The sequence below is a fragment of the Spartinivicinus poritis genome (assembly GCF_028858535.1).
Classification (GTDB): Bacteria; Pseudomonadota; Gammaproteobacteria; order Pseudomonadales; family Zooshikellaceae; genus Spartinivicinus; species Spartinivicinus poritis.
The window spans coordinates 1-19,399 of the sequence record NZ_JAPMOU010000061.1 but is presented as its reverse complement, the minus strand read 5'-3'; the positions used below and the strand labels follow the sequence as shown (position 1 = coordinate 19,399).

Annotated in this window: 19 protein-coding genes; 14 read left to right on the top strand and 5 right to left on the bottom strand. The window is 39.7% G+C overall.

All coding sequences use genetic code 11. The annotated features are described in order from the left end of the window. Nucleotides 1-156: 156 nt before the first annotated feature. Both ORQ98_RS25725 and ORQ98_RS25720 read left to right on the top strand, forming a co-directional pair. Nucleotides 157-1,014 (top strand): hypothetical protein, encoded by an 858-nt coding sequence (locus tag ORQ98_RS25725; protein ID WP_274691695.1) that lies wholly within the window; start codon nucleotides 157-159, stop codon nucleotides 1,012-1,014. 65 nt (nucleotides 1,015-1,079) lie between these two features. Further along, nucleotides 1,080-2,489 carry an ArsB/NhaD family transporter gene (locus ORQ98_RS25720; RefSeq protein WP_274691694.1) on the top strand — a complete coding sequence of 470 codons (1,410 nt, stop codon included), beginning with the start codon at nucleotides 1,080-1,082 and terminating at the stop codon, nucleotides 2,487-2,489. A gap of 28 nt (nucleotides 2,490-2,517) precedes the next feature. Here ORQ98_RS25720 and ORQ98_RS25715 read toward each other — a convergent pair whose 3' ends face one another. Next, nucleotides 2,518-3,453, bottom strand: a complete 936-nt coding sequence (locus ORQ98_RS25715) for an AEC family transporter (RefSeq protein WP_274691693.1) — start codon at nucleotides 3,451-3,453, stop codon at nucleotides 2,518-2,520. A gap of 203 nt (nucleotides 3,454-3,656) precedes the next feature. Here ORQ98_RS25715 and gcvA point away from each other — a divergent pair, with 203 nt between their 5' ends. Together gcvA and ORQ98_RS25705 are read left to right on the top strand one after the other, a co-directional pair. Continuing rightward, on the top strand, nucleotides 3,657-4,562 hold the full coding sequence (gene gcvA, locus ORQ98_RS25710; protein ID WP_274691692.1) for a transcriptional regulator GcvA: 906 nt from the start codon (nucleotides 3,657-3,659) through the stop codon (nucleotides 4,560-4,562). A gap of 281 nt (nucleotides 4,563-4,843) precedes the next feature. Next, nucleotides 4,844-5,050 (top strand): cold-shock protein, encoded by a 207-nt coding sequence (locus tag ORQ98_RS25705; protein WP_274691691.1) that lies wholly within the window; start codon nucleotides 4,844-4,846, stop codon nucleotides 5,048-5,050. A gap of 89 nt (nucleotides 5,051-5,139) precedes the next feature. Here ORQ98_RS25705 and ORQ98_RS25700 read toward each other — a convergent pair whose 3' ends face one another. The 3 genes from ORQ98_RS25700 to ORQ98_RS25690 form a co-directional block, all read right to left on the bottom strand. Next, nucleotides 5,140-5,820 carry a DUF4336 domain-containing protein gene (locus ORQ98_RS25700; protein ID WP_274691690.1) on the bottom strand — a complete coding sequence of 227 codons (681 nt, stop codon included), beginning with the start codon at nucleotides 5,818-5,820 and terminating at the stop codon, nucleotides 5,140-5,142. A gap of 95 nt (nucleotides 5,821-5,915) precedes the next feature. Beyond that, nucleotides 5,916-6,392, bottom strand: coding sequence for a hypothetical protein (locus ORQ98_RS25695; protein WP_274691689.1), 477 nt, complete (start codon nucleotides 6,390-6,392; stop codon nucleotides 5,916-5,918). Between the two features lies 1 nt (nucleotide 6,393). Beyond that, a complete protein-coding gene (locus ORQ98_RS25690) occupies nucleotides 6,394-7,722 on the bottom strand; it encodes a phage tail protein (protein WP_274691688.1) in 1,329 nt (442 codons plus the stop codon). A gap of 360 nt (nucleotides 7,723-8,082) precedes the next feature. On the opposite strand from ORQ98_RS25690, the gene ORQ98_RS25685 reads away from it, so the two are divergent. Beyond that, on the top strand, nucleotides 8,083-8,355 hold the full coding sequence (locus tag ORQ98_RS25685; RefSeq protein ID WP_274691687.1) for a hypothetical protein: 273 nt from the start codon (nucleotides 8,083-8,085) through the stop codon (nucleotides 8,353-8,355). Nucleotides 8,356-8,415: 60 nt separating this feature from the next. Here the strand turns inward: ORQ98_RS25685 and glpK are convergent, their stop codons facing one another. Continuing rightward, a complete protein-coding gene (glpK, locus tag ORQ98_RS25680) occupies nucleotides 8,416-9,900 on the bottom strand; it encodes a glycerol kinase GlpK (RefSeq protein WP_274691686.1) in 1,485 nt (494 codons plus the stop codon). 673 nt (nucleotides 9,901-10,573) lie between these two features. Between glpK and ORQ98_RS25675 the strand changes: the two genes are divergently transcribed. From ORQ98_RS25675 to ORQ98_RS25635, 9 genes are all read left to right on the top strand, one after another. Further along, a complete protein-coding gene (locus ORQ98_RS25675; protein WP_274691685.1) occupies nucleotides 10,574-13,309 on the top strand; it encodes a DNA-directed RNA polymerase in 2,736 nt (911 codons plus the stop codon). A gap of 268 nt (nucleotides 13,310-13,577) precedes the next feature. After that, entirely contained in the window at nucleotides 13,578-14,357 is a 780-nt protein-coding gene (locus tag ORQ98_RS25670) for a phage antirepressor KilAC domain-containing protein (protein ID WP_274691684.1), read from the top strand. A 45-nt stretch (nucleotides 14,358-14,402) separates the two neighbouring features. Next, a complete protein-coding gene (locus ORQ98_RS25665) occupies nucleotides 14,403-14,885 on the top strand; it encodes a hypothetical protein (RefSeq protein WP_274691683.1) in 483 nt (160 codons plus the stop codon). Nucleotides 14,886-15,513: 628 nt separating this feature from the next. After that, on the top strand, nucleotides 15,514-16,167 hold the full coding sequence (locus ORQ98_RS25660; protein ID WP_274691682.1) for a hypothetical protein: 654 nt from the start codon (nucleotides 15,514-15,516) through the stop codon (nucleotides 16,165-16,167). Continuing rightward, on the top strand, nucleotides 16,167-16,517 hold the full coding sequence (locus tag ORQ98_RS25655) for a hypothetical protein (protein WP_274691681.1): 351 nt from the start codon (nucleotides 16,167-16,169) through the stop codon (nucleotides 16,515-16,517). Before ORQ98_RS25660 ends, ORQ98_RS25655 begins: the two co-directional genes overlap by 1 nt. Continuing rightward, nucleotides 16,511-16,795 carry a helix-turn-helix domain-containing protein gene (locus tag ORQ98_RS25650; RefSeq protein ID WP_274691680.1) on the top strand — a complete coding sequence of 95 codons (285 nt, stop codon included), beginning with the start codon at nucleotides 16,511-16,513 and terminating at the stop codon, nucleotides 16,793-16,795. Before ORQ98_RS25655 ends, ORQ98_RS25650 begins: the two co-directional genes overlap by 7 nt. Nucleotides 16,796-16,937: 142 nt before the next feature. Then, nucleotides 16,938-18,413, top strand: a complete 1,476-nt coding sequence (locus tag ORQ98_RS25645) for a DnaB-like helicase C-terminal domain-containing protein (protein ID WP_274691679.1) — start codon at nucleotides 16,938-16,940, stop codon at nucleotides 18,411-18,413. Beyond that, on the top strand, nucleotides 18,414-18,956 hold the full coding sequence (locus ORQ98_RS25640) for a hypothetical protein (RefSeq protein ID WP_274691678.1): 543 nt from the start codon (nucleotides 18,414-18,416) through the stop codon (nucleotides 18,954-18,956). A gap of 15 nt (nucleotides 18,957-18,971) precedes the next feature. Then, entirely contained in the window at nucleotides 18,972-19,349 is a 378-nt protein-coding gene (locus tag ORQ98_RS25635; protein WP_274691677.1) for a hypothetical protein, read from the top strand. Nucleotides 19,350-19,399 lie beyond the last annotated feature (50 nt).

The window sequence follows — 19,399 nt, the reverse complement described above, 5'->3', positions numbered from 1 at the left end:
AGTTTGAAAGGAAATTCAGGTTTAATCAACATGATACAGTTACTAAACAAAACTGACCCAGCCTTCTATATTTTTATTGTCTGCTATCAGATGAAAGCGATACCAATGTAGGTGGAGCAAAAAATTGTTAGAACCCATCAGTACTAAGGGCTTAATATGTCATCAGTTGACCAATTTGAAAGTGTATTCAGGGCTGCCGTAAAAGACGTCTATCACTACCACCCCGTCAAAATTGAATCAGTGCTCTTGATAACTGATCAAACTGAAGCAGATAGTGTAAAAATAAAACAACAATTGCAGCAGTTTTCGCCTCAGCTCTGCAGCAATAGCATTCATTGGCACTTAAGCGCCAATGAAAAATCAAAAACTACAGAAGCATTGCTACAAGAAGTAGAAGCCATCAAACCTGACCTTATTTGCAGCTATCGAAATTTATACAGTAATGCCTGGCAGTTCCCTCATAGTTTAGGGGAGCACCTTGATGTATTGCTGCAACATACCACAATACCCGTATTAGTTATTCCGCACCCTAAAGCCAGTTATGCAGGTGAACATGCCTTAACCCAAAGTACTTCAGTCATGGTAGTCACTGATCACCTTACGCTTGATCACGACTTAGTCCATTATGGGGTAGCCTTCACTTCACCAGGAGGTAATCTGCACTTGAGTCATATTGAAGATAAAGCCTATTTTCAGCGGATTATTAAAGCAATCAGTAAAATTGCCACTATTAATACTGACGATGCGCAAGAAAAACTGGCTAAACAGTTATTAAAAGAACCCCATGATTTTATTCGTTCATGCCCATCCGCTTTAGCAGAGGCTAATATTAATCTTAATGTGATCGAACATGTAAGCTTTGGTCATCATATCAAAGACTATAAAAAGTTGATTGAAGATCATGAGTTAGACTTGCTAGTGATGAACACTAAAGACGAAGATCAGCTGGCAATGCATGGTATCGCTTATCCATTAGCTGTTGAGTTGCGGCAAATTCCATTACTTATGTTATAGAGTGTTTTTTTATATTTTAGCCAGCTTCAGTTTTTTACTTAAAAATATTCTTAGGAAAATAACCAATGAGTAATACCCTACAAGTGGCGTCTGATGCTGCTATTCATAGTAGTGTTCATAATGTTGGCACTGGAGTTACGATAACATTTGTAGTTATTTTAGTATTAATGATTGTCAGCTTGGCTCTAGAGGAAAAAATTCACGCTAAAAAATCACTGATTGTCGCCATATTTGCTGCAATCAGCTTGCTATTGGGCGCTTTTTTTGAGCTATTACCCTTCGGTAGTATTTCTTTACCCAATGGCCATGAAATTAACATGCCTGTGTTTATTCCTGCAGTTGATTGGGGGGTAATTGCGATTATTCTAGGGTCTAGTATTTTTGTTGATGTAACTTCTCGATCAGGACTATTCACTTGGGTCGCCATTAAACTGACCAAGGCATCAGCTGGAGACCCGCTTAAACTGCTCTGGTATTACGGAATAATGACCGTTATTTTCTCTGCTGTATTAAATAATGTGACAGCAATGATTATTGTTGGCTCATTAACTGCCGTATCACTTAACAAATTAAACCGCTCTGAAAAATTACTGGGGTTTTTATTAGTCCAAGGCCTACTGACCAATATAGGTGGTTTATTAACCTTAATTAGCTCTGTGCCTAACATCATTGTCGGTAATACCGCCGGTATCAGCTTTGTTGCTTTTTTCCTGAAAGCCAGTCCTTATGTACTGGTTGCAACCGTCATTACGTTATGGATGGGAGCTAAACTATTCGCCATTCAATCTCTCGCGTCTGAAGAGGAAAAAAATCAAGCCAAAGAGTTAGTAGCCAGTTTTGACGAGCGTGATGGTATTGAAAGCAAACGCTTTTTTCAGTTTGCAGGGGTTATGTTAATCATGTTTATCTTAACCATTGCAACCACTTCTATTTTACCACTGGTTAAAGACTTAGGCATGGGATTCGTTGCGCTTGGTTTTGCCACAGTGATGATGATTCGTTACAAATCAGAAGTCGATCAGTTTTATAAAGCCGTCGACTGGGATTTAATCACTTTCTTCTGTGCCTTATTTGTGGTGATTAATGTAATGGAACACGCCCAGGTATTGGATTTAATCGGGAAAGGTATTACAGCACTCATAGGCACGGAAGAAACCGCATTTGGCACCAGTATTTTATTAGTTCTGTCAGCTATTTTTAGCTCTGTTACAGACAATATTCCCCTAGCTGCCATGCTGGCAAAAATTTTAGATACGGCAGGCACTGCAAGTGAATCATCCCTCTGGTGGTCAGTGGTTTTTGGCGCCAACCTGGGTGGTAACTTAACTCCAATCGGCAGCGCATCTACATTGGTGGCAGTGACAATTATGCATAAGTACAAGCTTTCTTTATCATTTGCCGGCTTTGTTAAAAAAGCACTACCGTTTGCCGTGCTACATATTATTCTCGCTACTATTTATGTATTAATCGCCTAAAAAAAAGGGTACCAATACCCTTTTGTTTTTAGCTATTCATCAAATATCCCGGCAATACTGCCAAATACAACGGGATCATAATAATACCCAGCCCTGTACTGGTTAATACGGCGACTGAGGCTTTTTGTGGTTGTACATTTAGCTCAACTGCTAATGCGATAGTATTGGCTGCCAGGGGTACCACAGCGACTAACAACATCACGAATATCATTTGTTGATCTAGCCATTGAGTATACTGCTGATCAGCAAAAATCAATGCGACTATTAATAGCGGCCAGCATATATACTTGCTAAAAGTGGTGAGCAGAATTAACCGCCAATCAATATGTTGCCGGCCAACATTAGCCAGAGAGAAGCCAATTAACATCATCCCCAATACAGTGTATGCCCCCTTAAATACAGTAAGTTGACTCATGAGACTATCCGGCAAAGAGAAATTAGTTAAATTAAGTATTAGTCCTGTACCAAATGCATAGATAAAGGGAATTTTGGCTAACTTTATCAGGCTTTTTTTAACTGAGAAACGCCCGCGAGCTGTGATATAGAAACCAATTGTGTATTCATAAAAAGTTATTCCCAGCATTGAGAAAATCACCAAAGCGACCCCATTATCATCTAATATCGCCATTGCCACAGGTAACCCAAAATAACCTGTATTGGCTGTACTGCAAGACAAAGCAAATAGGTGTTGGGTATTATCTTTCCAGCAACGCTGCCCCACCCGCAAACCAAGCAAGCCAAAGATTACACAAATCACAAAGAAGATTATTGGTACTGCTAAATAAGTGGGTGTTAATTCGGCTTTGGCAGTACCACTAAAAATAACAATTGGTGATAAAACATAAAGTAATAAGGTTGATATTGTTTTTAGTTCAATAGTAAAACAACGGCCAATGACAAAACCAAGTAGCACCAGGAAAAATAAAAAGCTTACTTTTTCAAGCAAGAAAAGGAAGTCAACCACGGTCACTCCTCTGAGTATACCTGACTAAAACACGAAAAAGAAAACGGTAACCTAGCAAGACAAGGTTACCTCCCCAGAATGGGTAAACATATCCGAGAGCTATTAGACGTGATTGCTAAGACTCAAGCAAACGATTAAAATGAACAGTATCATGAGAAAAACTCATACTTGCGTTTTAAATTGATCTGGTAGTAAAGAACTATATGCCTCGTTACCTTCCTTCACTCAATGCCTTGAAAGCCTTTGAAGCTGCGGGCCGCCATCAAAACTTCACTCTGGCTGCTAACGAGCTGTTTGTTACCCAAGGAGCCATTAGCAGGCAAGTCAAACAACTAGAAGAGTACTTAGGTTTTCCATTATTTGAGCGAAGAGGCCAAACCTTACAGCTCACTGCAGCAGGTAAACAATACTTAGGGGCAATCAAAGAAGCTTTAGATACAATGGACGAAGCCACTCAAAGCATTATCCAACAGTTTCGTCCTAATGAAACTCTCACCATTAGCGTTTTACCCTCATTAAGTTCACGCTGGTTAATCCCCAAAATTAATCAGTTTAAGCAACAACACCCCCATCTACAGCTTAATATTATTACCAGTGACAATACCGACGCATTATTTGAAGAAAATGTTGATATTGTGATTCGCAGTGGTAAAAACAACAATTGGTCTAGAGTGGATGCAACCTGGTTGATGAATGAAGAGCTGATTCCAATTTGTAGTCCAGATTTATTACAAAAAAATTATCCAATTAATACGGCAGATGATTTTCACCACTACACCTTGCTAGAACATACATCTAGAAAACATATGTGGCGTAACTGGTTTAAACAGCATAACAGTGAAGAACCAACAGAAAAGCGGCTTGGCTTTGAGCATTATTTTATGCTGATTCAAGCTGCTCATGAAAAATTAGGCATCGCTCTCGTTCCCCGCTTTCTTATTGAGCAAGAGCTGATAAGTCATTCGCTAGTCTCACCTATACCAACCCCTTGCACCAGCCAGTATAGTTACTATCTTATTACTCGTAAAATGAAACAAATACCTCAAAAAATTAGTCTATTTAAAGAATGGATCTTGCTGATTTGCCAAGCATCTTCAACCTCTAATTAGTATGACAGCATTCATTTTACCTTTTTCAAACCATTGCCTATACTGGTAGAGCATGTGCAAAATAAAGTAACAACCTTATTTTGCACTACTAGATACGCTGAAAATGAAACAGTACTATTTATGCAAGACAGTTCGAAGGCCCCACTGTAGTACCTCGTCTCGTTCTACATAAGTAACTTCTGCACTTCTCAGCTTAGCTTTTGGCTGGCTCTAGTCGATACGACAGCCTAAAAGCAACCACTAATAGTTTGAAATAGGTAAATAGCTTCTGGAGTAATTCAATGTCCTCTAATATTGGTCATGTAAAATGGTTCAATGAGACTAAAGGGTTTGGGTTTATTGAACAAGAAAACGGTTCAGATGTATTTGTTCATTACAGTGCAATTAATGGTACTGGACATAGAACTTTACTTGAAGGTCAAAGAGTTCAGTTCAATATCAAACAAGGTCAAAAGGGCCCACAGGCCGATAATGTAATAGTAGTGTAACCCATCCTCATTACATGGCTGCTTTTCATCCCGATAGCAGCCTACATCAAATATCTAAATCCTATCCAAATCAAACAGCCATATATACCCTATAAACGTAACCAACTGACAGCTTCTTTTAGCTTCTGCTGACCTGATTGCTCAATAACTTCTCCATGAGCCATGACAATTCGTTCAAAGTTCCAATGTAAAATTTGTTGCAACTGTTCCCTGGCATGGGTTTTATTGCGCATTAATAAGCGAAACAACCGACTCATAGCCAACCTTCCTAAAACACCCGACAGCTGTAGATAAAGGCTAAATAAAGACCTATCAACTTTTTGAATATTGCACACCAAATCCGTCACAATTAGACTATTACTTGCTGAGTGAAAAAACACTACTTCATTCAAAATAGGCAAAGCTGTAAATACAAAGTGATTAAGCTCTCCTTGCCAAGGCTGAAAAGATTGATTATCAAATACATAATCAAATGCTAGATCCTTGCGCTTGTCAGGCAAACCAGGCGCAACTAATAACTTAGCCTCAGGAAAGTGTTGCTTCGCTTGTTCAGCATATAAGTGATGCATCAAGTTAGGTGCCACAATATAAGCTATATCACCTAACTGGCTTAATGCATCAACCAATGCCTCATCTAATACCACTGGACTAATTAATACCAACTTGCTATCTGATAAGCGCACTACAGTCATCCTAAGTGCAATATCAGCCCCTAAAAAACGCATACTGCTTTCTATCGTCCATAGGTTTTCTGCTAGTTGTTTTAACATGACCGGTTGACCTTTTCTGCCAAGTATACATGCCAAAAGATTATGCTTAGAAAATTACAAAAATACTAGTCTGGTTACTACTCAACGGCTATACATTAACTCGAAAATGGATACCTCGCTTTTATCTCTTTAACTTTTGCTAACCATTGGAGCTTTTTTGTTTCAGCTTCAGCTGGGTTACTAATCAAGTCATAATCATATTCGTTTTTTAATGGGTCAGCTTCCGTTGTATACGCCTGACGTCGCTTGGATTTTATTTCCTCAATTCTTTCCTGACATTTATCTTCGTTATTTTTTATTCGCCATTGGCTATTTTCGCGGATGAGTTCATCAGTATATTCACATTCTAAATACTGCCAGGCTCCAACAAAACGAGTAATATGTTTAATACCTTGCTCGTCAATAAAGAATTTATTTTGAGTACGTACATCGATAATATTATGCCCATCGTATCTCAAATAGCTTAATGGCAGCTCAAACTCACTCCCTTTTACTATTTTATCTTCATTTCCCAGCACCCAAGCATTTTCTGCTCCAGCAATGACTAAATCTTTTTCAATTTTATAATACATATTAGTACCAACCTATGACTTTAATGGATGAGTTTTTTATAAACACATGATTTGATTCATTTGCAGGTTTTGCTCCCCACCCATCCCAGACCATAATAACTGATCCATTTTTACCATCATTATTTTGCGATGGAACCCATATAAAATATTTTTTTGAATTAAAGGCGACAGCAACCCCACCGTACTCATCTGCTTCATCATCAACAGTGTTAGCACTACCAGAAATAAAAGTAGCATCAAGAATCTCTTGATTGCCTTTATTCCCTTCTTTACCATCAGCTTTTACCTGTGCCACCCATCGAATTGGTGGTCTTCTTAAATGATGTTCACCTGCATTATAAGATCCCTCACCTGCCTGTGCCGATATTTTTATCCAACCTGACTCAAAACAAGGTTTGGTTTTATCACTACACACCTTTTCTATTATTGGCTTATCTTTATCGGGTAATAAAGTCGCTAGTAATACATCATCATAGGTGCTGTCAAAGTCAACTGCATCATGACTTAGCTTATTTGGGTTGTAGTTAGAATCACTAAGCTCTAACAACTGAAAGCCTGCTTGAGGGTTCCAACGCAAGTGATAGGCTTTATTACTTGTGTATGAAAATGTCCTTTGCTGAACAGAGTAATCACTGGTATTAAATGTTTTCCAACCCCGCCATAAGATGATTTGATCAGGCAATATCACTAACTGGTTATTTTCAGCTGTTAGAGCTAGTTTATATCCTTCATTTTGGATTTCTGCATAGATAGGTAAATTAGCTAGCTGAGAAAGTCTAACCCCCTGCGCCGCTTCATAGTCAACTTTTTTCAAATACTGCGAATGAGGATTTTCTTCAGCCACATGCTCTAATAGCTTCTCGCCAACAAAGTCTTGGGTGGCCAATACAATGGATGGGTCAATTTTTAATTGCACGACTTCCGCATTAGAAACCTCAAACATTACCTTTAAATACAGGCTGCTACCCGACCCTTCTGTTAGTTTGGGTTTATAGGTTTTTGGGTAGCCTCCAATGGCAATTAAATCACCTTCTGCATCAAAAATACCAAACTCTGTGATATACCAGCCGCCAATGCCTTCAGGGATAACCGCTTCTACTACCAGGTAGTTTTCATTTTTATCATCCACATAAATACGGTTAATATTTCCTTCCCAGCATTGGTTGACTAATTGGGTATCGTCTTCAGTAGGAAATACGGCTTTACCTTTTTTGTCCCCACCATTACCAACCTGGATTTTTGTTAAATTAAGCTTTGTGCCTAATACCTGAGAATTTGTCAGTTTGGCTTTACCGAGTTTAGTCAGTAAGCTATAAAACTGTTGTGTCATGGTTTTTCACCCTGATTTTTACCTATTAGTCGATTGATTAAGATTTATTATTTCTTATTTTCAGGCCTAATATCAGGTGAAATATTTCACTGTCTCAATAGGTACAAAACATGCGCAAATAAGAGATCAACTTTGTGTTTGTGAGTGTACTGTTATGTATTGATAAGGAAGTGATACAAGCGAACTATCTAGGCTTTTAGTGACCAGATTACAAACTGAGAATCTGCATATCTGTATACAAAACAACCAGCACTGTCTAATTCATCACCAATATAGCTCAATTTAAATACTATTTCTGCATGATGGTTTATAATCAAGTTTATGATTGACACAACAGACTTCATCAAACAGGGTAAGATTATGAAGTGGAGCCTAGTCCCGATACTGTTAGCGTGCTTTGCTGTCGCTAATGCAAGCCCCACAGCAACGCAACACCTTCCCAAATGGGCAGTAAAGCTCAACTGTAAGGGGTGGTCTGACTGTTATGCAGTGAACAATGGTAGTTATGGTAATCGAAACAATGCCAAAACTTTTACCACACAGCACGAAGCTTTGCAGTTTGTGAAAACTTTCACCAAAAGCTTGCTGCAACTAGACCCACAAGTCGTGGAAATTCACCTTGCCCGAAATTAATAGCTCTTCGGGCAAGCTATACATACAGGGTCTTTTTGTTGTTCTTTAGCTCTCTCCTAGCTACTTCTTACTCTTTACCCTTTCTACGGCCTCTTGCCAACCCAGATACAGTTTCTCTCTTTGGGTCTGCTCCATACTGACTTCAAACCGTTGTTCAGAGTGCCAACAGTCTGCAATCTCCTCTATCGACTGATATATCCCTTTGTGCAAGCCAGCCAGGTAAGCAACCCCAAGTGCTGTGGTTTCTGTGACTTGTGGACGCTCAACGGTTACTCCCAGAATATTAGCCAAGAACTGAACCATCCAGTTATTTACCACCATACCACCATCAACTCTTAAAGTTGTTGGCGCAACACCATCAGCAGCCATGGCATTCATCAAGTCTTTGGTTTGATAGCAAACCGACTGTAGTGCTGCTGCAACAATTTCTGCAACACCAGTATCGCGAGTTAACCCCAAAATAGCGCCTCTAGCATGTGGGTCCCAGTAAGGCGCCCCTAAACCAGTAAAAGCTGGCACCATATACACCCCATGGGTTTTCTTTGCCACTTGAGCTAGAGCTTCGGTTACGTTGGCATGGGGAATTAGTCGTAACCCATCACGCAGCCACTGCATGGCAGCCCCTGCAATGAAAATACTGCCTTCAATGGCATAACTTACCTGGCCATTAAGACGATAGCCAATGGTGGTTAATAACCGATTTTCAGATTGAATCACCTGATCCCCAGTATTCATAATGACAAAACAGCCAGTCCCATAAGTGCTTTTGACCATACCTGGTTTAAAGCAAGCTTGCCCCACCAATGCAGCTTGCTGATCACCCGCCATTGATAAAATAGGAATTTCTCCACCAAATAAAGTACGCTCAGTTATGCCAAACTCAGCACTACAGTCCATTACCTCAGGCATTAAAGCAACAGGTACATTATGTAGCTTAAGCAGTTCTTCATCCCACTGCTGGGTATGAATATTAAACAGCTGGGTTCGAGAAGCATTTGTAGCATCAGTTTTATGGCTTTTTCCACCAGTTAATCGCCACAGTAAAAAAGTATCGATAGTACCAAATAGCAACTTGCCCGCTTCAGCATTTTCTCGGGCGTCAGGCACATTCTCTAATAACCAGTTCAGTTTTGATGCAGAAAAATAAGGATCAATTAACAGACCTGTTTTTTGGTTAATTAAAACTTCCTTACCTGCCTGCTTTAATTTTTCACAATAACTGGCTGTACGGCGATCTTGCCAAACAATAGCATTATAAATCGGTTTACCTGTTTCTCGATCCCATACCACAGTTGTCTCACGTTGATTCGTAATACCGATTGCCGCAATATCAGTTGATCGTAGTTTGCCTTTTTGCATCACCTGCTGACAAACTTGCAAGGTTGTTACCCATATTTCTTCAGGGTCATGTTCAACCCACCCATCGTCAGGATAATATTGTTTGAATTCTTGTTGTGCCTGCCATAATGGCAAACCTTTTTCATTAAAAATAATTGCCCGAGAACTGGTAGTACCCTGATCAATCGCCAAAATATAGGTGGACATGCTTACTCCTTTTTTTTATTTCTTACCTGCAATTCCAATCAATGTTATAAAACAGCCCTGATAGCAACGAGATAAAAATGAGTGCCTTATATCAGGTAAACAATTATTAGAGGTGCCCTAAAGGGATACACTATGTCACAACATCGCCGACATCAAGAAATCGTAAAATGGGTGATTCAACATTAGTGACCTAGCCTTCTCTTTTTTCTCTTTCGTCCTTTCTCTATTCTATCCAATTTTGTAGCAAAAGTTTAAGTTAATTTTGTAGCAAAAGTTATGGGTCTTTTAGCCTTATAAAATGGGCTTAGAAGTAAAATTTTGCATACGTTTTTGGTGCAAAACTTACTACTAATGTCCTATATGTAACTACCTAACAAGCTGCTAAAAGCGTTATGACTAACCAGTCGTAAATAAACCCTAAATCTATCTTGCAATATGTTTACAAATATATTTCTAGTGCGCTAATGTATTAGTTCCAAATTTACATATATTAAATAAAAGGAAGTATAAGCTATACCATAAGTACAACGAAAGCAGTACATAACAAAATATAAAAGTAAACCCAAGGGCTACCTTAACTCAGCTCTAGGGGATTCTTTTGCCTAAATAATTTCAATAGTGAAACAAAGTTATTTAATCACAAATAGTGCAAAATAAGAAGGAATCAAGAAAAATGAAAACATACGCTAACCTTAAGCGCATTGCAGGTACTGAGGAAGACCAAGTTAAACTTGAGGCATCTATGGCTGAGGCAGGCCGGGACCGCTTCAGAAAGCAAGTACTTAAAGCCATGGAGAAAGAGGAAGAAGCCGATACCACATACGGCAGGCGTCTTGTGTCCACTAAAACAGATGACCTCGCAGATGCCATTGAAACCTGGAAGGAAAAAGCAGCGATAGCAGCCGGTAGACAACATACAGCCCTACGCTTTTTTAATCTGCTCGACAGTCGAACCATTGCTTACATCAGCTTGAAGATTCTCTTAAACGGGATTACAAGAGAACAGAAGTTAACCAAAACAGCTAAGGCCATTGGTAAAGCAGTTAACATGGAAGTTGAAATGCGTAATCTGAAAGAAGAGGATGTACGCCTTTATCGTGGTGTCCTCCGCTCAGCCGATAAGAAAAGCCAGTATCACCGGAAGATAGCTACAGCCCGCTTTATTGTGAATGAGGATGGCGCTAGCTTGCACCAGTGGACAGAACAAGAATGCTTCCTTGTTGGTAAAGTGCTTATTGAGCTGGTAGTAGAACATTTAGGGCTTATTGAAATTGACTTATGGGAAGAAAGGAAAAACAAAGGCACTCAGCGCCAAACTATTTATCAAATTAAGCCAACTAGGGCTTGCTTAGAGTGGATTAGAAAAACAAACGCTTACTTAAGTGACCTTGCTGCTATTTATGAGCCTATGGTGGTACAGCCTTTCCCTTGGCAAGACCCGTTTACTGGAGGCTATTTAACTAATCAGGTGACACCTATCACTCTAGTAAAAACCCGTAGCAAGTCGTACTTGCAGAAGTTGGCAGAGCAAAAAATGCCCTTGGTTTATAAGGCATTAAATAAGATACAAGCGACACCATGGTGCATTAATTTACCTTTACTCGATTTGCTTTTATCTCTGGCAGAAACCGACAGTGAATTAGGAGGTTTACCAAGAGCAACAGACTTGCCACTACCTGAAAAACCAGATGACATTGCAACAAATGAGGAAACAAAAAAGGAGTGGAAAATAGCCAAGGCTGATGTTATGAAACATAATATACGCACGCGGTCCAAGCGTATCTCTCTCTCAATGACTTTAAAAACAGCAGAAAAATATGCTCGCTTTGAAAAAATATATTTTCCATATCAATTAGATTTTCGTGGTCGTGTTTATCCAGTTACCAATGGTTCTTTATCTCCGCAAGGAGCTGACTATGTAAAAGCTTTACTGCAATTCGCTGAAGGTGAAAAGCTGGGAACGCAAGGAGCAGCAGATTGGCTAGCGGTACACATTGCTAACTTGTGGGGTGTCGATAAGGTTTCTTTTGATGAGCGTATAGCCTGGACTAAAGAAAACTCAGACATGCTTTATCAAATAGCAGAAAATCCCTACGACAACCGCCAGTGGACAGAAGCAGACAAGCCCTTTCAAGCTGTTGCAGCTGCTTTAGAATGGAAAGGCTACCTTGATAATGGCTTAGAACATGTTTCACGTATAGCGGTTGCTCTTGATGGTTCTTGCTCAGGATTACAGCATTTAGGCATGGCTTTACGTTGTGAAGAAACTGGAGCAGCAGTTAATTTAATTCCTTCAGATAAACCCCAAGACATTTATCAGCGTGTAATTGATAGGGTTTATCCAGTACTTGAAGCCCTTGTTGGTAAAGGCTGGCAGGATTTAAGTTTACAAGGTATCGAGAAAAGAGCTGAGGAAAAAATGGAGGAGATTTATAATAAAAATAAAAGGCGATATAAAATCGCAAAGCCCTTCCCTGTTTGGAAAGAAGAAGCAAAAGGTGAAAAAAGAAAAAAAGACGGTACGCCTATGAAAAGAGCAGCACCAGAACAAGAGGCGTATAATATTTACCACGAAATTATGAGCACATACGCTTGGCTTTCTTACGGCTATGACAAAGAAAAAGGCTGTATGAGTCGTAAAATTGCTAAAAGAAACGTAATGACTTTCCCCTATGGCAGCAAAGAGTACGGTTTTAAAGAGCAGCTTATGGAGGACATAATTAAACCAGCAAAGCTTGAGGGAAGGCATTATAGCAATGGTATAGGGATAAGTGCGCCTGAATGGTTCCAATTATGGAATAGAACAGGATATGGTTTTATGGCAGCAACGCAAATGGCATCATTAATGTATGATGGTGTGGTCCAAACTGTTGTTAAAGCGGCTGAAGGTATGGAGTGGCTGCAGGAAGTCGCTAAAGTGGTTGTGAAAAATGGAGAGGCTTTAACCTGGACAACTCCACTAGGCTTTCCTGTTCAGCAGAATTATTGGAAAGACCAAAGTAAAAGAGTGCGTACAAGTTTTCTTGGTAATACGAGAGCTGAATTTAGTATCAAAGTTGCTACAGCAAATGTTGATAAAGCCAAACAAGCTTCTGCTGTAGCTCCAAACTTCGTTCACTCACTTGACGCTACTCACCTTATGCTCGTTGTCGCTAATTCAGATGAAATAAATAATTGGGCCTTGGTTCATGACTCTTTTGGCACACTACCCAGTAGAACAGGAGACCTATTCAAAAGCATTCGTCATGCATTTTATGAGCTATACACAGAACATGATATATTTAGCCAGTTTAGGGACCAGGCAGAGCAACAAGCGCTACCAAAGGACAGAAATAAAATACCACCAGTCCCGTTCTTTGGTAGCCTGGAGCCTTCTTTAATCTTGGATTCACAGTATAGTTTTGCCTAATTGGTTCCATTTTTGTATCTAAGTTTAAAGCCCTAGTTAACGCTGGGGCTTCTTCATTTATATGCCTATCAAAAAATGGGCGCGGAAATTAAAAATGCGAATCGCTACAGGCCCCGTCATCCGTGGCTTTGAGTTACCACGCAACTTAGACAATTTTAAATTTCACTTTTCAGATTAAAAAACAATCAATGAAATTAACCTAAAGATTAGCTTTAAGATACCTAAAGCCAACCTAAAGATATCTCCTTAACTGAAAGGACCTCAATCAATGAATAATTTAAATACAACAGCCCTAACAACCACAGCACCTATCATCATTGAGAACATTAATATTCGCCAAGATTCACAAGGCAGATTTTGTCTTAATGATTTACATAAGGCTGCCGGTGGACACCAAAAGCATAGACCTAAGTACTGGCTAGAGAACCAGCAAACAAAAGATTTAATAGCTGTTATTTCAAAAGGCGGAATTCCGCCCTTTAGCACAACTCAACCAATAAAGGTTACATTAGGTGCTAGCGGAGGAACTTTTGTAATCCGCAAGCTTGTCTATGTATACACTGCTTGGATTAGTCCTGAATTTCACTCAAAGGTATACGATATTCTCGACGCCCATGTGACAGGCCAGTTGACACTAAACCAACCAACTTTACCTAACTTCACTAACCCCTCAGAAGCTGCTAGAGCTTGGGCTAATGAGTATGACGGACGCCTTGTAGCTGAGCAGAAGGTAACAGCGCTTGAACCTAAAGCCGCCTTTGCTGAAGAGTACTTAGAAGCTGACCACAACGTTGCTCTTAGATACGCCGCACAAGAGCTTGGTCTTCCTCCAAATATATTTAATGAAAAGCTGCGCGCAGATAAAGTGCTTTACACCATTGATTCACGTAAAAACATGCCTTATCAATATTATTTAGAGAAGGGCTACTTTGTTGTGAAGACCCGGGTGCATGCTAGAACAGGCAGAGCCCATTTACAGACTTTGGTTACACCTAAAGGTCTCTATTGGTTGAATAAAAAATACAGCCACTTAAAAGGTTTAATTTAATTATTTTTGTTGTGGTCCACTAAATAAATAAAAAGGAAAATAATTATGACTTTTTCACGCGAAGCTCTAAATAAACACTGGTCTATCATTGACGCTTATCGTAAAGGTGCTGAAATTCAAATTAAGTGTCCATTATCTAATACGTGGCAAAGTGTCTCAGAACCGAGCTTTAAGGCCTCACGAGAATACCGAGTTAAACCAAAGGGCCTTGAGCACGTTAAGCCCGGCCAGCAGGTTTACCATAAAAGAAATGATGGCATTCATGGCCCCTTCTTAGTAACTTATATCCCATGTAAGTACCGCTTGTTTTATGTCTCCACTGGTAAGCAGTACGGTTACAGTGTAGCTTCAAACGATACTTCCTCTGTAGAAGCATCATCACTTTTCTCTGGCTCAGGTTACTTAATCTCAGAAGAAGAGTATGAAAAAGAGCAAGATATAAAGCGTAGAGAAACAATGAGAAATATACTGCATTCTACACATATCTTCCATCCACGTAGCCCAGTATTTAAATCAACTGGCTTTTAAAAATAAATAATTTCTCCGCCCAGTGCTTAGCCTGTCCTCATACAACCGTCTTAATTACTCCAGGGCATATTTATTTTAAGTGACTTAGTGTCAATTCCAATAGGCTTAGAATTATGCTTTGAGCTAATTCGAAAATAAATAAGAAGCTCCAAAATTCCAAACAACCCCCAAAAGGCTGTATGTCCTACATAATGTATAGCATTTAGTATGTAATCATGTAGTAACCTGTGAGTAATAGCGAAATGAACGTCGACCCAATGACCTAGTTGAAAATATAAAAATAGGTTCATCAAAAATAATAGAAAGGAAAATAATATGCATGAAATACCGTGAGATATTAATATAGTCTTACATGCAGATGACAACATGGTTTTCAAACTTTTCCCTCCCTTTATTAAAAGTAGACTATTCCTGATAAAAAATAATTTAAATAAATTATTAATATTTATTAATGAAAAAAGGATTTCCCCATGACTAACCTAACACGCGCCTATCTTCACTTCTGGGACCACGGCAAGACACTACCTTTAGACCTTGCAGCTCGCCTAATAGAAGATGGGTATGACGTAGAAGCCCTTGAACAAAAAGAAGTAAACAACGAAAAACGACGGAGAAATAACAAGCACTAATGGCAAAAGAAACATATATCTCACCTCGCGGTACCCTTGGCCCCTTCCCACGCTTAAATAAACCAGACACAAAGTATAATGCTGACGGTGAATATAAAGCGCATCTAACTGTACCCGCTGAAGATGCCCAAGCGCTATTGGATGAAATTAATACCCGGTACGAGAAGTATTACAATGAAGTCACTGAAGCTGAGCGTAAGAAAAAGAAAAAGCCTAAATTAAAATTAAAGCAAGCTGACATGCCTTTTGAAGTGGAAGAAGACGAAGGCACAGTAACTTTTAAATTTAAAATGAAGGCATTAGTTAAAAAGAAAGATGGCACCACATTCAACCGCCGACCAGCTCTCTTTGACGCTAAGAAAAATATAATTCCTGAAGACGTTGTTATTGGCCAAGGTAGTGAGGTCCGTTTCGCTACAGTATTTTACCCTTGGTATACCCCAACATTAGGTGTTGGTATCACTTTGCAGCCTGATGCTGTCCGAGTTTACAAACTGGACAACCAAACCTTTGAAGCTGATGCCGATTACTACGGCTTTGATGATGACGAGGAAGATGGCTTTTCAATTGAGGACCAAGCACCATTCGATGAAGCCAATCAAGGTGGAGAAAGTGCGCCAGATACTAAGGAGGAGGAAGACGAAGACTTCTAGTGCAACCACCCTTAACAGCTGAAATTAAGCCCCTCTCTGTCAATGAAGCCTACTATGGTAAAAAAGTAAAAACGAAAAAGTATCGTGACTACGAAGAAGAATTATTTAGCACCTTGCCTGACCTTATTATTCCAGAAGGCAAACTCACGCTAGAACTTTTGACTTCTTACAGTAATACCAGGGCTGATATAGACAACGCATTAAAACCTTTCATCGATATACTGCAAAAACGGTACTCTTTTAACGATAATAAAATATTCCGTTTATTTACAGAGAAGCAAGTCGTGAAGAGAGGGGAAGAAAATTTAAAATTCCGAATAACTCCATTTAATGGATACTCTCTATGGTAGAAGAAAAAAAGAAAAAGAAACCTCAACGCCAAATAGTCACTGAGCACATTTTAAAATATGGACATATAACACGTAACGAAGCAATTGGCATGTACGGCATTACCCGTCTAGCTGCTGTGGTCCACGATATGACAAAGAATTATGACGTGCCTATCATTGCTAAGCAGGAGGACACTGATTATTCCTACTCTTTCCGCTGGGACTTTTTAGACAAGGTTAGAGATATTAAGCACGCCCGCGATTTAATGCATAAGCATGACTTCGCATTTATCCACTAGAGTCGTAAGCCGCGAGCCATGCCCCAGGTGTGGCTCACAAGATAACGTTGCAGTCTATGACGACGGACACGCCCATTGTTATACCCCTAACTGCAACTATTTTCTTAAAGCTAATGGAGAGGAAGGAGGTAATAAAAAATCTGTGTCTCACTCTTTAATTGAGGGTAATTATAAAGAACTAGTTAAACGGAAAATTAGTGAGGAAACATGTCGTAAATTAGGTTATAAAGTAGGTCGCTTTAAAGATAAATCTGTCCACATTGCTAATTACTCTTGCCCTAAAACACGAGTCGTACAAGCTCAGAAAATACGGTTTCCTGATAAAACTTTCACAATATTAGGCAACACAAGGAAGCTTCCCTTTTTCGGCTGGCACACTTGGCGCAACGGTGGACGCAAGCTTGTAATAACTGAAGGTGAAATAGACGCGCTCTCGGTCTCTGAAGCTCAAAATAATAAGTATCCTGTCGTGTCCTTACCGAACGGGGCCTCTTCTGTTAAGCAAACCTTCATTGATAATAAGGCTTACCTCGACGGCTTCGAAGAAATTATTATCATGTTTGATAACGATGAACCGGGCCAGATAGCAACAGAAGAAGCCTGTCGTTTGCTTGGAGCCAAATCACGCGTTGCCTCTCTCCCATTTAAAGATGCTAACGAGGCTCTGCTAGCAGGCCGTAGTGACTTAATTATACCTGCCATTTGGGACGCAAAGCCCTATAAACCCGCTTGTATATTTACGGGAGAGGAAGTCTTAGCAACAGCTTATCAAGAGCCTGAATGGGGTCTATCTTGGCCTTTCCCCGCGTTAACCCAGGCAACCTACGGCAAAAGACCAAACGAAATGTACGCCATAGGCTCTGGTACTGGTTGCGGTAAAACAGATTTACTAAAGGAGGATATTGCCCATAATATTGGGGTCCACAACGAAAAGTGTATGACTTTCTTCTTGGAGGAGCCCAATTTACAACTGACGTTAGACACTATCGCGGGCAAGGTGGACTCAAAGTTATACCACGTTCCCGGTTCTTCGTACGATTACACACAATTTAAAAAGACCAGGGAAAAAGTAGCCAAAAATTTATTGATGTACGCTGTGGATGGCAATACGGAACCTGAAGATATTCTTCAATATATCCGGCTAGGCGTTGAAGGCTACGGAGCACGTCATGTTTACCTAGACCACATCACCTACATTATGGATGCAGTAGGAGAAGGCCAAGGTCTTGAGGTCTTAAAAAGCTTTATGCGCGGCCTTAACGATTTGAATAAAGAGCTTCCCTTTACCCTTTACTATGTTTCTCACCTGCGAAAAAAAGAAGGCAAAAAGAGTCATGAAGAAGGCGGACGAGTAACCCTTGATGACTTTGCAGGAGGTAAGGCCAATGTTCAATACGCTTCCTTCGTGTTTGCTTTGGAGCGAGACCAGCAAGCGGAGGAAGACGAAGAAAAAAATAAAACTGTATTTAGGATACTTAAGGATAGATATACCGGCCAATCTACGGGAACCACAATACAGCTGCTATATGACCCCACCACGGGTAGGAAGCAGGAATATGACCCCTTTAGTGCAGTAGACGAGCAAGAAAATAAAGAGCAAGTGAAAGAGGATTTCTAAATGAAACTTAAGCCTATACCGCTTCCGTGGTCCACTTTAATTAGTGATTTAATTGCAGCTAAAGGGACTAAGGCAGTCTACTTAGCAGGAGGCGCACCGCGAGATTACCTATTAAATAGGTACATTAAAGACATAGACCTTTTTGTTTACACCGATAATTATTTAAATATACGCAACTGCTTAGAGGGGCTTGGGTCCACCTTATTACGTTCTGTTGGCAGCCCTGACGGTTTTTACGAAGGCTTAGCACATGAACGTGGTATCCAAGCGATTGACTATTTCGATGGGTGCGGCGAAGAGATACAAGTCATCTACCTAGCATACGACATGCCCCTTGTAGAGCTGCTAGAAGGTATGGACTTTGGGCTTTGCCAAGTTGGGACCGATGGTAAAAGCTGGACATTTACAGAAGCCTTTATTCAGGACGTGGAAAACGAGACCTTAACGCATTACCGCTACTTTGAAGCCGAAAAGCGGATGAAGGAAAGGTACGCAAGGCTTAGTAAAAAGTATCCAAATATGAAATTAAAATTTGCTTATTAATATAAGGGTTGGACTATGAAAACTGAATTGGTTTTATATTCTACAGGTAGTCAGCAACAGCTTCTACATATAATCGCTTATAATAATATTCTTGTGCAAGAGTATTTAAACAAGTTTTTAGAGCTTATTGAGGTTAGACGTTATACTTCTGGCTCTTGGTATTTGCGGGATGCAGTAGAAACTTTAGAAAAATATACTCAGGATTTTATCTGTACGTTTAGCTTGTGCCATCCTAAAGATGACACATTACTTCATAAGTTGTCACAAGAATTATTAAAACAACTTCCTTTTTTAGAAGTTTATCTTAAACGGTCTGAATATTTGTCCTCTTCTCAATTTGTAAGACGTGAAATATTAAAAGCTGTTGGTATACCCATAACGAATCATTTTTAGGTGTAACTGAGTACCTAATCTGCAAACTCAGCTAATCCATTACCCATGAT

Coding starts and splice junctions, on each gene's coding strand:
- ORQ98_RS25725 (WP_274691695.1), top strand. CDS start 157: ATGTCATCAGTTGACCAATTTGAAAGTGTATTCAGGGCTGCCGTAAAA.
- ORQ98_RS25720 (WP_274691694.1), top strand. CDS start 1,080: ATGAGTAATACCCTACAAGTGGCGTCTGATGCTGCTATTCATAGTAGT.
- gcvA (WP_274691692.1), top strand. CDS start 3,657: ATGCCTCGTTACCTTCCTTCACTCAATGCCTTGAAAGCCTTTGAAGCT.
- ORQ98_RS25705 (WP_274691691.1), top strand. CDS start 4,844: ATGTCCTCTAATATTGGTCATGTAAAATGGTTCAATGAGACTAAAGGG.
- ORQ98_RS25700 (WP_274691690.1), bottom strand. CDS start 5,820: ATGTTAAAACAACTAGCAGAAAACCTATGGACGATAGAAAGCAGTATG.
- ORQ98_RS25695 (WP_274691689.1), bottom strand. CDS start 6,392: ATGTATTATAAAATTGAAAAAGATTTAGTCATTGCTGGAGCAGAAAAT.
- ORQ98_RS25690 (WP_274691688.1), bottom strand. CDS start 7,722: ATGACACAACAGTTTTATAGCTTACTGACTAAACTCGGTAAAGCCAAA.
- ORQ98_RS25685 (WP_274691687.1), top strand. CDS start 8,083: ATGAAGTGGAGCCTAGTCCCGATACTGTTAGCGTGCTTTGCTGTCGCT.
- glpK (WP_274691686.1), bottom strand. CDS start 9,900: ATGTCCACCTATATTTTGGCGATTGATCAGGGTACTACCAGTTCTCGG.
- ORQ98_RS25675 (WP_274691685.1), top strand. CDS start 10,574: ATGAAAACATACGCTAACCTTAAGCGCATTGCAGGTACTGAGGAAGAC.
- ORQ98_RS25670 (WP_274691684.1), top strand. CDS start 13,578: ATGAATAATTTAAATACAACAGCCCTAACAACCACAGCACCTATCATC.
- ORQ98_RS25665 (WP_274691683.1), top strand. CDS start 14,403: ATGACTTTTTCACGCGAAGCTCTAAATAAACACTGGTCTATCATTGAC.
- ORQ98_RS25660 (WP_274691682.1), top strand. CDS start 15,514: ATGGCAAAAGAAACATATATCTCACCTCGCGGTACCCTTGGCCCCTTC.
- ORQ98_RS25650 (WP_274691680.1), top strand. CDS start 16,511: ATGGTAGAAGAAAAAAAGAAAAAGAAACCTCAACGCCAAATAGTCACT.
- ORQ98_RS25640 (WP_274691678.1), top strand. CDS start 18,414: ATGAAACTTAAGCCTATACCGCTTCCGTGGTCCACTTTAATTAGTGAT.
- ORQ98_RS25635 (WP_274691677.1), top strand. CDS start 18,972: ATGAAAACTGAATTGGTTTTATATTCTACAGGTAGTCAGCAACAGCTT.